Source organism: Streptomyces sp. Y7 (genome assembly GCF_043195415.1).
Lineage (GTDB): Bacteria > Actinomycetota > Actinomycetes > Streptomycetales > Streptomycetaceae > Streptomyces.
Genome location: NZ_JBIDDQ010000003.1, coordinates 41,816 through 54,383 on the forward strand (window position 1 = coordinate 41,816; position 12,568 = coordinate 54,383).

A 12,568-nucleotide genomic window follows, 5' to 3' on the forward strand; every position below is an offset into this window, starting at 1 on the left:
TTGACCCAGACCATCGCGCCCCGCGTCCGGACGCTGGTGCTGCTGCTCCTGGCCGCCACCGGCCTGCTCCTCGCCGGTGCCGGGCCGGTCTCCGCGCACGCCGCGCTGACCGGCAGCGACCCTCGGCAGGGAGCGGTGGTCGACAAGGCCCCGGCGCAGGTCTCGCTGACCTTCTCGGAGAAGGTCGCCCTGTCCGACGACTCCCTGCGGGTGCTCGACCCCAAGGGCAAGCGCGTCGACCGCGGCGACCCGGCCAACCCCAGCGGTACGACGTACGCCGTGCACCTGCACGGCGGACTGCCCGATGGCACGTACACCGTCACCTACCAGGTGGTGTCCGAGGACAGCCATCCTGTCGCCGGCGCCTACACCTTCTCGATCGGCGCCCCTTCCCAGACGTCCGTCTCCGCCTCCGCGCAGACCGCCGGCGGCGGAGTCGTCGGCACGCTGTACGGCTTCGGGCGCTACGTGTCGTACGCCGGCTTCATCGTGATGGTCGGCGCCGCCGCCTTCGTGCTCGCCTGCTGGCAGCCCGGGGCGGGCGTGCGGGCGCTGCAGCGGCTCACCGTCGGCGGCTGGCTGGCGCTGACCTCCGCCACGCTCGGGCTGCTGCTCCTGCGCGGCTCGTACACCGGCACCGGCAAGGTCGGTGACATCTTCGACCTCGACCTGCTCGGGCAGGTGCTCCAGACCAAGACCGGCGCGGCACTGGTGTCCCGGCTGCTGCTGCTCGCCGCGGCGGCGCTGTTCATCGCGGTGCTGTTCGGGGCGTACGAGAAGCGCGAGGACGAGGAGAAGCGGGACCTCACCTTCGGGCTCGCCATCGGCGGGGTCGTGGTGTCGGCGGGGCTCGCGGCGAGCTGGGCGATGTCCGAGCACGCCTCGACCGGTCTCCAGGCGGGGATCGCGATGCCGGTCGACATCCTCCATCTGCTGGCCGTCGCGGGCTGGCTCGGCGGGCTGGCGGCCCTGCTCACCGCCCTCTACCGGGCGCCCGCGGACACGCCGCTCGACACGTCGGCCGTACGACGGTTCTCACGCCTGGCCTTCGGCAGCGTGCTGGCGCTGGTCGCGACCGGGATCTACCAGTCGTGGCGGCAGCTCGGTTCGTGGTCGGCGTTCACCGGCACACGGTACGGGCAGCTGCTGCTGATCAAGATCGGGCTCGTGGTCGTGCTGGTCGGCATCGCGTGGGTCTCGCGGCGGTGGACGGGGCGGCTGGCCGAGGCGGTCGTGGTGAAGCCGCGGGAGTCGTCGGACGCCGTCGAGGGCGCCGAGGAGAAGGAGCCCGCGCACGCGAGTTCCTCCGGAAAGGGCGCCGCGGCCTCCGGCAAGAAGGGCGGCGATTCCGGCAAGAAGGGCGGCGACTCCGAGCGGGCCACTCAGCTCGCCCGGCAGCAGGCCGCGATCGACACGGCACGGCAGAAGCAGCGGCGCGACGCCGACCCGAACCGGTTCGGACTGCGCCGCTCGGTGCTCGCCGAGGCGGGTGTCGCCGTGGTCCTGCTCGCCGTCACCACCATGCTGACGTCGACGGAGCCGGGACGTACGGAGGAGGAGGCCAAGGCCGCCACCTCGGCCTCGGCGGCGGACGCGTCGTCGGCGGGTGCTCTGACCCTGGACATGTCCTTCGACACCGGCGGCGAGGACGGCAAGGGCGTCGTACGGGTCGACCTCGACCCCGCGCGCGTGGGCGGCAACGAAATGCACGTGTACGTGCAGCGTCCCAACGGCCGGGCCTTCGACATCCCCGAGGTGAAGGTCGCCTTCACCCTGGAGTCGCAGGACATCGGGCCGCTGCCGGTCGTCCCCGACCACATCACCACCGGACACTGGTCGGCGAGCGGGGTGCAGATTCCCGTGGCCGGTGAATGGAAGGTCGCCGTGACCGTGCGGACCTCCGACATCGACCAGACCACTGTCTCCAAGAACGCGCAGATCGGCTGACCCTCACCATGGCTGACCAGTCCATTCCGGAGGCCCGCACGCCACGGCCGTCGAAGCGAACGTCCAAGTCGACGTCCAAGTCGTCGTCCGAGGCAACGTCCAAGTCGACGTCCGAGGCAACGTCCAGGACGGCGTCCAGGGCTGTGTCCAAGGGCGAGGCACCACTTAATGGTGGCGCTCCCGAGGACGCCTCCGAAGGCGCCTCCCGCGCGGGTGTCCTCTCGCGCCGGCGGCTGCTCGGGACAGCGGGTGCCACCGGTCTGGTGCTCGGCGCGGCCGGCGCGGCCGGGGGATACGCCAGCCGGCCCGCCGAGGCCACGCCGCTCGCCTCGCTGGGGGCCGATCAGGTGATGTTTCACGGGAAACATCAACCCGGCATCCTCCAGGGACTCCAGGCGCGCGGCCACCTCGTCGCCTTCGATCTGGCGGCGGGCGCGGGCCGCAAGGAGGCGGCCGCGTTGCTGCGCCGCTGGTCGGAGACGGCACGGCGGCTGATGGCGGGCGAGGCGGCCCAGCAGTGCGACACGGATGTCGCCAGGGACGCCGGACCCTCGTCGCTGACGATCACCTTCGGCTTCGGGTACAGCTTCTTCGCGCGGACCGGCCTGGAGAAGCAGCGTCCGGTCGCCCTCGACCCGCTGCCCGACTTCTCCTCCGACCAGCTCGACAAGGCGCGCAGCAACGGCGATCTGTGGGTGCAGATCGGAGCCGACGACGCGCTGGTCGCCTTCCACGCCCTGCGCGCGATCCAGAAGGACGCGGGCCGGGCGGCCAAGGTGCGCTGGCAGATGAACGGCTTCAACCGCTCGCCCGGTGCCACCGCGCATCCGATGACGGCCCGCAACCTGATGGGCCAGATGGACGGCACCCGCAATCCGAAGCCGGCGGAACCCGACTTCGACCAGCGGATCTTCGTGCCGCGGTCCGGTTCGAAGGACCCGGCCTGGATGGCGAACGGCTCCTACGCCGTCGTACGCCGTATCCGCATGCTCCTCGACGACTGGGAGCAGCTCTCGGTCAAGGCGCAGGAGGACGTCATCGGCCGCCGCAAGTCCGACGGGGCGCCGCTGTCGGGCGGCACCGAGACGACCGAGATGGACCTGGAGAAGACGGACAAGGCAGGGAATCTGGTCGTCCCGATCAACGCCCACGCCCGCATCACCCGGCCCGACCAGAACGGCGGGGCCGCGATGCTGCGGCGCCCGTTCTCCTACCACGACGGCATCGACGCGGACGGCGTGCCCGACGCCGGGCTGCTGTTCATCTGCTGGCAGGCCGACCCGCTGCGCGGCTTCGTCACCATCCAGCGCAAGCTCGACCGCGGCGACGCCCTGTCCAAGTACATCCGCCACGAGTCCAGCGGCCTGTTCGCGGTGCCGGGCGGCGCCGCGGAGGGGGAGTACGTGGGGCAGCGCCTGCTGGAGGGGTGACGGCACCGAAAGAGCCGTACGGGTTCGGCACAGTCGTACGACGCTGAGGTCGCCTTGTGGGGTGGCGCGGGGCGAAGAGGCGTGCGCCGGGTTTCGTGAGGGCCATTAGGGTGAGGTCATGCCAGCGAGCTATGCCTATCTCGGCCCCGAGGGCACCTTCACCGAGGCCGCCCTGCGCACCCTTCCCGAGGCCGCGACCCGGGAGCTGATCCCGTACGTGTCCGTGCAGTCCGCGCTGGACGCGGTGCGCCTCGGCGAGGCCGAGGCCGCGTTCGTGCCGATCGAGAACTCCGTCGAGGGCGGCATCACGACCACGCTCGACGAGCTGGTCGCGGGCGCGCCGTTGATGATCTACCGCGAGGTGCTGCTGTCGATCACCTTCGCGCTGCTGGTCAGGCCGGGCACGAAGCTGTCGGACATCAAGACGGTCTCCGCCCACCCGGCGGCCCAGCCCCAGGTGCGCAACTGGCTCAAGAACAACCTCCCCGACGCCCACTGGGAGTCGGCCGCCTCGAACGCGGACGCCGCCCGTCTGGTCCAGGAGGGCCAGTACGACGCCGCCTTCGCCGGTGAGTTCGCCGCCGCGCTGTACGGCCTGGAGGCGCTGGAGACGGGCATCCACGACGCGGAGAACGCCCAGACCCGGTTCGTGCTCGTGGGCCGGCCCGCACGGCCCGCCGCGCCGTCGGGTGCCGACAAGACGTCCGTCGTGCTGTGGCAGCGCGACGACCATCCCGGTGGGCTGCGTGACCTGCTGGGCGAGTTCGCCACGCGCGGCATCAACCTGATGCTGCTCCAGTCCCGGCCGACCGGAGCGGGCATCGGCAACTACTGCTTCTGCATCGACGCCGAGGGCCACATCTCCGACCGCCGGGTCGCCGAGGCGCTGATGGGGCTCAAGCGGATCTGCCTGGAGGTGCGCTTCCTGGGTTCGTACCCGCGCGCGGACATCAAGCCGGGTGATGCCGAGCCGCCGCGCCTGGGGACGTCGGACGAGGCGTTCGTGTCGGCGGCGGACTGGGTGGCGCGCTGCCAGGACGGGCGGTTCTGACCGGCTCGGCCCCGCGGTCGACCTGCGGCTCCTGAGCGGCTCCCCCGCTGCTCCGGGGCCGCTTCCGTGCCGGTTTCCCGCCAGTACTACCAGCCTATTATCGTTATCCACAGGGGTTATCCACAGGTACTCATCTCGACCTGGGGACAAGTCGATAAGCAAGGGTGAGGCTGTCGACAAATCGCTCCCCAGGCCGCCTCCGAGTCCACCGGCGCGCAAGTCACCCTTCGTCCACTCTTTTCCTTTGGGCAATCCTTTGGGGCGACCATTTTCCACTCGAAAGTGCGGGTAGGCAGGGTTTGTCCTGGGAATCCTCGACTTGATCACCGAGTTACGGAGTGATCAATTCCGGCATCCACAGTCCGTCCACACACCCTGTGGATAACTCTTTGGGGGCTGGGGATTCCTGTGGACAACCGCGGCCCAAGTCCCGTTCTCCACAAGGGAATCGAGTCAACCGGGGGCCGCGCGCCTTACCCGTTCCAGGGAGTGAGACGCCTTTTATTGACACGCCTCGCAATTCCCCCATAACGGAACGTAAGCCGCAGTTCGGAATAGCGGGTCGTGGGCTGTCACCCCGCCCCGGTAGCCTTGAGCGCGTGATTGACCTTCGCCTGCTTCGTGAGGACCCCGACCGAGTGCGCGCCTCGCAGCGCGCCCGTGGAGAGGACGTCGCGCTCGTCGACGCCCTCCTGTCTGCCGACGAGCGGCGCAGGTCGTCCGGCGTCCGCTTCGACGAGCTGCGTTCCGAGCAGAAGTCGCTCGGCAAGCTCATCCCCAAGGCCTCCGGGGACGAGAAGGCCGAACTGCTGAAGAAGGCGGGCCAGCTGGCCGCCGACGTCAAGGCGGCCGACGCCGAGCAGCACGAGGCCGACGAGGAGACCAAGCGCCTCGCCCTCCAGCTCGGCAACCTCGTGCACCCCGACGTGCCCGTGGGCGGCGAGGAGGACTTCGTCGTCCTGGAGACGCACGGCACCATCCGCGACTTCGGCGCCGAGGGCTTCGAGCCCAAGGACCACCTGGAGCTCGGCGAGGCGCTGGGCGCCATCGACGTCGAGCGCGGCGCCAAGGTCTCCGGCTCCCGCTTCTACTACCTCACCGGCGTCGGCGCCCTGCTGGAGCTGGCCCTGGTCAACGCGGCGATCGCCCAGGCCACCGAGGCCGGCTTCATCCCGATGCTGACCCCCGCGCTGGTCCGCCCGCGCGCCATGGAGGGCACCGGCTTCCTCGGCCAGGCCGCGGAGAACGTGTACCACCTGGAGAAGGACGACTACTACCTGGTCGGCACCTCCGAGGTCCCGCTCGCCGCGTACCACATGGACGAGATCCTGGAGGCCGACCAGCTGCCGCTGCGCTACGCCGGCTTCTCGCCGTGCTTCCGCCGCGAGGCCGGCACCTACGGCAAGGACACCCGGGGCATCTTCCGCGTGCACCAGTTCGACAAGGTCGAGATGTTCTCGTACGTCGCCCCCGAGGACGCCGAGAACGAGCACAAGCGCCTCCTGGAGTGGGAGAAGCAGTGGCTGACCGGTCTTGAGCTGCCCTTCCAGGTCATCGACGTGGCCTCGGGCGACCTGGGTGCCTCCGCCTCGCGCAAGTTCGACTGCGAGGCGTGGATCCCGACCCAGGGCAAGTACCGCGAGCTGACCTCGGCCTCCAACTGCGACAGCTTCCAGGCCCGCCGCCTCTCGGTCCGCCAGCGCGACGGCAAGAAGGTCCAGCCGCTGGCGACGCTGAACGGCACGCTGTGCGCCGTGCCGCGCACCATCGTGGCGATCCTGGAGAACCACCAGCAGGCCGACGGCTCCGTCCGGGTGCCGGAGATGCTGCGCCCGTACCTCGGCGGCCGTGAGGTCCTGGAACCGGTCGCGAAGTGAGCACCGCGTCTCCCTCCGGCGGGTTCCCCTACAGGCTGATCGCGACCGACCTCGACGGAACGCTCCTGCGCTCCGACGAGTCGGTCTCCCGCCGCACCCGTGACGCCCTCGCCGCGGCCACTCGGGCCGGTGCCGCGCACATCGTGGTCACCGGCCGCGCGGTCCCCTGGACCCGGCACATCCTCGACGACCTCGGCTATCAGGGCCTCGCGGTGTGCGGCCAGGGCGCGCAGGTGTACCACGCCGGAGAGCACCGTCTGCTCACGTCGGTGACCCTGGACCGGCAGCTGGCGGGCGTGGCACTGGCCAAGATCGAGGCCGAGGTCGGCCCGCTGTTCCTGGCGGCGAGCCGTGACGGCCTGGACGGCGAGGTCCTGGTGGGCCCCGGCTACGCGGTCACGGGCAGCCTGCCGTCGACCCCGTTCACGGACGCGTCCGACCTGTGGACCGCCCCGCTGAACAAGATCTACATACAGCATCCGGAGCTGAGCGACGACGAGCTGGCCAAGGCCGCGCGCAAGGCCGCGGGCGGCTTCGTCACCGTGGCGATGGCGGGCGAGGGCATCGTGGAGCTGCTTCCCCTCGGCCTGTCCAAGGCGACCGGCCTGTCCCTGGCGGCCCGCCGCCTGGGTCTGAAGGCGGCGGACACCATCGCCTTCGGAGACATGCCCAACGACATCCCGATGTTCGCCTGGTCGGCGCGGGGCGTGGCCATGGCCAACGCCCACGAGGAACTCAAGTCGGTGGCGGACGAGGTGACGTCCTCCAACGAGGAGGACGGGATCGCGGTGGTGCTGGAGCGGTTGCTGGCCGCCTGACGCCGGGCTGCGCGGCGCGGGGACGCCTTCCAGCGGGCCCCGGCCCCAGCACCACGGCTCAGCCCCGGTGGCAACGTATTGCGGAGGATGCACGGATCGAACGTGCGCGGGCTTTGCAACCCGACCATGGCTTAGCAAGCCAGTGCCTTACCACTCGGCCAATCCTCCGGGTGGGCGACCCACGCGAGAGCGACATCGCGTGCTCGAAGCGGCCGCCCCGGGCAGCTCCCCGTGCGGTACGGACTCTACGGAGGAGTAGGGATTACCCCGAAGTCCGCCGCCGGCTGCCCTGACGGGAGCTGGACGTACTGCCGTGCATGGACATCGTCCGGCTCCTCTCCCAGAACGTGGCGCCGGACTCATGTCCGGCGATGTGGACATAACCACTGTGCCTGTAGGCCGAGTTGGGCGCCACCGATTAAAGGGCCCGGGGAGGGCGCCGTACGTCCCTCACCTGCGGCGCCACTTGCGGCGGCGGGCCTTGCTGAAGAACCAGCCGGCGGGCGGCTCGTCGGAACGCCACGGCTGCGGTTCGGGCTCCTCCCGGCGCCAGCGCTCGGCGAGCATCCGCGCCCGGGCGGAGGGCTCCGAGGTCTCGGCGGCGTGGATGAAGTCGTCGTCCAGGACCAGGCCGTCCCAGGCGTCGTCCCCGGACTGTTCGCGATCCTCGTGCTCCGACCTGCCGCCTGCCATCCCCGTCCTCCAGTTCGTGCAGTGCACCCCGTCGGCCCAGTGTGCCCGTGACGGGGGTGAAGCCTCCGTCAGGAGCGGGCCCGCTCAGGGGCCCGCTCCTTTACGTTCCGCCTGCTCACTCCTCGCCGGCGAGCGTCAGGGACCGCAGCTTCTGGCCCGCGTACCAGGTGGCGAGCACGGTGACCACGACGAGCAGCACCGTCGCCGTCGTCAGGCCGACGTCCGAGGTGACCAGGTCTCCGCCGGCGACCTTCTGCGCCACCGCCAGCGACCACTGCTGGACGCTCAGCGTGCGCGCGCCCGCGACCAGGGAACCGAACAGGGCCTCCCAGACGAGCGCGTAGACGAGGCCGAAGACCACCGCGTGCCGGGACACCGTGCCCAGCAGCAGGAAGATCGCGGCGTAGGCGATGGAGGCGACCAGCGCGGCGACCGTGTAGGCGACGGCGATCTGCTGGCCGTTGCCGTTGAGGATGTATCCGGCGATCAAGGTGGGCAGCGCGGAGAACACCATCGTCACGGCGATCGCCACGATCAGCTTGGTGAAGATGATCGTCGGCCGCTTCACCGGCTTGGACAGCAGGTACACCACCGAGCCGTCGTCGATCTCCGGCCCGATCGCGCCGGTACCGGCGATGACGCCGATGATCGGCACCATGGTGGCCAGCGCCAGCCCGCCGAGCAGGTCTGACGCGGTCTGGTCGTCGGCTCCGGCAAGCGCGCGCACCACGACCGAGATCGCGATGAGCAGGACGGGCAGCGCGCCCAGGATGAGGGCCCGGCGGCGGCCGAGCAGGGCTCGGTAGGTGAGCCTGGCGACTGTGGGGTCGTACATCTTCGGCCTCCTACGCCGCGACGAGATACGAGAAGACGGACTCGAGGGACTCGTCGGACGGCGAGACCGTGAGCAGGCGGATGCCGTGGTCACGCGCCACCCTCGGCAGCAGCGTGGTGAAGCGGCCGAAGTCGACGGCCTGGATGTGCAGCGCGCCCTCGGCGAGGTCGACCTCGATGCCGGACGTCGACGGGTCGGCGATCAGCGCTGCCGCGAGTGTGCGGTCGTCGCTGGAGCGCACCAGGTAGCGGTGCGGGCGGTCGGTCATCAGGCGGCGGATCTTGCGGAAGTCACCGCTTGCCGCGTGGCGTCCGGCGACCACCACCTCGATGTGCCAGGCGAGTTGCTCGACCTCTTCGAGGATGTGGGAGGAGAACAGCACCGTGCGGCCCTCGTCGCCCATCTTCCGCAGCAGATCCATCAACTGCATGCGCTGACGCGGGTCCATGCCGTTGAAGGGCTCGTCGAGCAGCAGCAGTGAGGGGTTGTGCACCAGGGCACTCGCCATCTTCACGCGCTGGCGCATGCCCTTGGAGTACGTCTGGATCTTGCGGTCCTGGGCGTACTCCATCTCGACCGTGGCGAGCGCCTTCTGGGCGGCCTTGTCGCCCAGACCGTGCAACTCGGCGTTGGCGACGACGAATTCGCGGCCGGTGAGGAAGTCGTACATCGCCTCGCGCTCGGGGACGATGCCGATGTGCTTGTAGATCGACTCGTTGCGCCACACCGGCTCGCCGTCGAGGGTGACAGTGCCGGTGGAGGGGGCCAGGAAGCCGCCCATCATGTTGATCAGGGTGGACTTTCCGGCGCCGTTGGGGCCGAGGAGGCCGGTGACACCGGGGCCGATCGTCATGGTGATGTCGTTGACGGCGACCACGTTGCCGAACCAGCGGGAGACGTGGTCGATCTGGAGCGTGGTCACAGTCCCACCTTCTTGTAGCGGCGCATCAGGAGGCCGTAGCTGGCGGCGATCAGGCCCAGGCTGACGAGGACGTAGACGACGCCCTCGCCGTTGCTCGGGCCCACCCCGCCGGGGAACGCGGAGGTCGCGCCCAGGAAGGCGGACTGCACACCGTCGATGAGCGTGACCGGCGAGAAGAGGCCGATCCAGGCGATGGCGCCGGAACTGCCCCCGTCGTCGAGGGCCTGGGCGTCGGCGATGGCCTGGAGCGTGGAGACCGCTCCGTAGGAGATGGTCATCACGGCGATCACGGCGGCGATGCCGAAGCCGCGGCGCGGCGTGACGGACGCGATGACCAGGCCGATGCCGGCGAACAGCAGTGAGAGCAGTGTCACGGAGACGAGTCCCTGCGCGAATCCCTTGGTCTGGTCCGCGAAGTCGAGCTTGGCCAGCAGCGCGCCCACGTAGAGCACGAGCAGCGGGGCCGCGGTGAGGATGAACAGCGCGGAGGCCAGCGCGGCGAACTTCGCCCGGACGTAGTCCGCGGTCTCGATCGGCCGCGAGAAGTACAGCGGCACGGTCTTGAAGCGCAGGTCGCGGGAGACGGACTGGGGTGCCTGCGAGGCGACGTACAGACTGATCACGGCCTGCATGATGATCGCGTAGCGCGTGTAGTCGACGGGCAGGTCCTTGGCCTTGGTGGCGACCGCGACGGCGACCATGATGGCCGCGGGCACGCACATCACCACGAACAGCAGCATCGGCAGCACCTTGGACTTCACCGAGCGGCCAAGGCCGTAGGAGCCGCGCAGGGACTGCGAGTACAGCGAGCGGGTCGCGTAGGAGCGGCCGAGGCGGGGGCCGTCGTAGTTGCGGTAGCCGATGTTGTGGATCCGGGTCTGGTCACCCGACTGCGCGGCTACGGGGTGCTCAACCGCCATGACCGACCGCCTCCTTACGCTGTGCGTCGGCGCTCTGCTCGCCGTCGGTGAAGACCTCCGAGATGTGGTGCCGGCGCTGTTCCATGCGCACCAGGCCGAGGCCGAGGTCGGCGACCACGTCGCGCACCAGGTCGTAGGTGTCCTCGCCCTGCGCCGTGAGCAGCAGGACGTGGCCGGCGCCGGGGAGGCCGCCGCTGCCGTCGAGGACGTCCACCCCGCGCGCGTGGAGCGCGTCGCGCACCGCGCGGGTGCCGTCCGGGTGGTCGTCGCTGTCGGTGACCTCGATGGCGAGGGTCGTCGTGGTCTGGGTGAAGTCGGTGGTGGAGCTGGAGCGCAGCAGCTTGCCGCCGTCGATGACGACGACGTGGTCGCAGGTGCGCTCCAGTTCGCCCAGCAGGTGCGAGGTGACCAGGACCGAGATGCCGAAGTCGGTGTGGATGCGGCGGATCAGGCCGAGCATCTCGTCGCGGCCGACCGGGTCGAGGCCGTTGGTCGGCTCGTCCAGGAACACCAGCTGCGGGTCGTGCACCAGGGCCTGCGCCAGCTTCACGCGCTGCTTCATGCCCGTCGAGTAGCCGCCGATGGGGCGGTAGCGCTCCTCGTACAGGCCGACGTGGCGCAGGGTGTCCGCGGTGCGCTCGCGCGCCGCGGTGGGCGGCAGTCCGGACATACGGGCCATGTGCACGACGAACTCGGTGGCCGAGACGTCGGGCGGCAGGCAGTCGTGCTCCGGCATGTAGCCGACCCGCTCACGGATGGCGCCGCCCTTGGTGGCGACGTCGAGTCCGAGCACTTCGGCACGGCCCTCGGTGGCGGGAGACAGACCCAGCAGGATCTTGATCATGGTGGACTTGCCGGCTCCATTGGCTCCGACGAGTCCGGTCACCCCGGGCCCGATGTCCATGGTCAGCCGGTCAAGCGCGGTCACCCTGGGGAACCGCTTGCTCAGGCTTTCGGTCGCGATCACAGTCACACCACGAAGGTAGTGACACGGACCACGCCGGACGTCACCCCGCAGAGCTGTCTTGAAGTCAACCTCCAGGACTACGGGGCCCTAGGGGTCACCCTGAAGTCCAACAACGACGCCCCGGTTTTCCACATCATGGGGGTTTTCCACAGCCTTCGGCCGCCCTATTGACACAGCCTCTAACAACTGTCACATTCACCGGTGTCAAGTTACGGACACGTACCGCAGTCGATGTGGACAGGTGGGGCGGTGGCATGACTACGGCGGTTTCGGGCGGGCTCTCGGTGGCGTCCGCGGAGTTGCAGGGGTTCAGAAGGGTCCAGCGGCTGGCGTACGAATGCGCCGAGGCCGTCGCGGCACGACTGGAGCCGGGCGTCACCGAGCGCGAGGCGGCGCGCATGCAGCGGGAGTGGCTGCGCGAACGCGGTGTGCGCGACTGGTTCCATCTGCCCTTCGCCTGGTTCGGGGACCGCACGGCGTTCGTGAACTTCCGGATTCCCCTGCAGTTCTTCCCCACCAACCGCCGCCTGGAGCCCGGGATGCCGTTCATCCTGGACATGGCTCCCGTGTACGACGGCTGCACCGCCGACATCGGCTATTCCGGCTCGCTCGGCATCAACCCGGTCCAGGACAAGCTGATGGCCGACCTGGAGGCGCACCGGGAGCTGATCCTGCGCGAGGTGCGCGAGCGGCGGCCCCTTCGGGAGATCTACGAGGACGTGGACCGCCTCATGGTCCGCCAGGGCTACGCCAACCGGCACCGCGCCTATCCCTTCGGCGTGATCGCGCACAAGGTCGACCGGGTCGCGGAGCGCCGCTGGTCACCGCATGTGTTCGGGTTCGGCACCCAGTCCCTGAAGGGCCTGGCGAGCGACGCGCTGCACGGTCACCGCGACGGCTGGTCCCCGCTGTGGTCGCCGTACCGCTTCTCCGACCATCCGCCCCAGCCGGGCTTGTGGGCGGTCGAACCCCACCTCGGTTTCCGGGGCACCGGTGCGAAGTTCGAGGAGATCCTGGTCGTCACCGACTCCGCGGACCCCGAGCAGAGCGCCTTCTGGCTGGACGACGATCTGCCGCACGTGCGGCGCTGGGCGGAGGAGAAGTGACG

Annotated in this window: 11 protein-coding genes and 1 tRNA gene; 6 read left to right on the forward strand and 6 right to left on the reverse strand. The window is 70.0% G+C overall.

Features of this window, described 5'->3' with window-relative positions; all coding sequences use genetic code 11:
* The 5 genes from ACGFW6_RS11275 to ACGFW6_RS11295 all read left to right on the forward strand — a co-directional run bounded on the left by ACGFW6_RS11275 (position 1) and on the right by ACGFW6_RS11295 (position 7,123).
* Positions 1-1,947, forward strand: a complete 1,947-nt coding sequence (locus ACGFW6_RS11275) for a copper resistance CopC/CopD family protein (protein ID WP_393507064.1) — start codon at positions 1-3, stop codon at positions 1,945-1,947.
* 8 nt (positions 1,948-1,955) lie between these two features.
* The gene (efeB, locus tag ACGFW6_RS11280) at positions 1,956-3,377 is read left to right on the forward strand and encodes an iron uptake transporter deferrochelatase/peroxidase subunit (protein WP_393507066.1); all 1,422 of its coding nucleotides are present in this window, start codon (positions 1,956-1,958) and stop codon (positions 3,375-3,377) included.
* 118 nt (positions 3,378-3,495) lie between these two features.
* The gene (pheA, locus tag ACGFW6_RS11285; protein ID WP_393507068.1) at positions 3,496-4,428 is read left to right on the forward strand and encodes a prephenate dehydratase; all 933 of its coding nucleotides are present in this window, start codon (positions 3,496-3,498) and stop codon (positions 4,426-4,428) included.
* A 599-nt stretch (positions 4,429-5,027) separates the two neighbouring features.
* Positions 5,028-6,305 (forward strand): serine--tRNA ligase, encoded by a 1,278-nt coding sequence (gene serS, locus ACGFW6_RS11290; protein WP_393507070.1) that lies wholly within the window; start codon positions 5,028-5,030, stop codon positions 6,303-6,305.
* On the forward strand, positions 6,302-7,123 hold the full coding sequence (locus ACGFW6_RS11295) for an HAD family hydrolase (RefSeq protein WP_393507072.1): 822 nt from the start codon (positions 6,302-6,304) through the stop codon (positions 7,121-7,123). The genes serS and ACGFW6_RS11295 overlap by 4 nt, the downstream gene beginning before the upstream one ends.
* Before the next feature lie 81 nt (positions 7,124-7,204).
* Here the strand turns inward: ACGFW6_RS11295 and ACGFW6_RS11300 are convergent.
* From ACGFW6_RS11300 to ACGFW6_RS11325, 6 genes are all read right to left on the reverse strand, one after another.
* Positions 7,205-7,291: transfer RNA gene (locus ACGFW6_RS11300), tRNA-Ser, on the reverse strand.
* A 282-nt stretch (positions 7,292-7,573) separates the two neighbouring features.
* Positions 7,574-7,816 carry a hypothetical protein gene (locus tag ACGFW6_RS11305; RefSeq protein ID WP_393507074.1) on the reverse strand — a complete coding sequence of 81 codons (243 nt, stop codon included), beginning with the start codon at positions 7,814-7,816 and terminating at the stop codon, positions 7,574-7,576.
* Positions 7,817-7,931: 115 nt separating this feature from the next.
* Positions 7,932-8,651, reverse strand: coding sequence for an ABC transporter permease (locus ACGFW6_RS11310; RefSeq protein ID WP_393507076.1), 720 nt, complete (start codon positions 8,649-8,651; stop codon positions 7,932-7,934).
* 10 nt (positions 8,652-8,661) lie between these two features.
* On the reverse strand, positions 8,662-9,573 hold the full coding sequence (locus tag ACGFW6_RS11315) for an ABC transporter ATP-binding protein (protein WP_393507078.1): 912 nt from the start codon (positions 9,571-9,573) through the stop codon (positions 8,662-8,664).
* Complete coding sequence (locus tag ACGFW6_RS11320; RefSeq protein WP_393507079.1) at positions 9,570-10,493, reverse strand: ABC transporter permease; 924 nt, start codon at positions 10,491-10,493, stop codon at positions 9,570-9,572. Before ACGFW6_RS11320 ends, ACGFW6_RS11315 begins: the two co-directional genes overlap by 4 nt.
* Positions 10,483-11,460, reverse strand: coding sequence for an ABC transporter ATP-binding protein (locus ACGFW6_RS11325; protein WP_393507817.1), 978 nt, complete (start codon positions 11,458-11,460; stop codon positions 10,483-10,485). The genes ACGFW6_RS11320 and ACGFW6_RS11325 overlap by 11 nt, the downstream gene beginning before the upstream one ends.
* A gap of 254 nt (positions 11,461-11,714) precedes the next feature.
* Between ACGFW6_RS11325 and ACGFW6_RS11330 the strand changes: the two genes are divergently transcribed.
* Complete coding sequence (locus ACGFW6_RS11330; protein WP_393507081.1) at positions 11,715-12,566, forward strand: M24 family metallopeptidase; 852 nt, start codon at positions 11,715-11,717, stop codon at positions 12,564-12,566.
* Positions 12,567-12,568 lie beyond the last annotated feature (2 nt).

Bases quoted from the DNA above. Each gene is read 5' to 3' on its own strand.
- ACGFW6_RS11330 (WP_393507081.1), top strand. From the start codon at position 11,715: ATGACTACGGCGGTTTCGGGCGGGCTCTCGGTGGCGTCCGCGGAGTTG.
- ACGFW6_RS11320 (WP_393507079.1), bottom strand. From the start codon at position 10,493: ATGGCGGTTGAGCACCCCGTAGCCGCGCAGTCGGGTGACCAGACCCGG.
- efeB (WP_393507066.1), top strand. From the start codon at position 1,956: ATGGCTGACCAGTCCATTCCGGAGGCCCGCACGCCACGGCCGTCGAAG.
- ACGFW6_RS11310 (WP_393507076.1), bottom strand. From the start codon at position 8,651: ATGTACGACCCCACAGTCGCCAGGCTCACCTACCGAGCCCTGCTCGGC.
- ACGFW6_RS11305 (WP_393507074.1), bottom strand. From the start codon at position 7,816: ATGGCAGGCGGCAGGTCGGAGCACGAGGATCGCGAACAGTCCGGGGAC.
- pheA (WP_393507068.1), top strand. From the start codon at position 3,496: ATGCCAGCGAGCTATGCCTATCTCGGCCCCGAGGGCACCTTCACCGAG.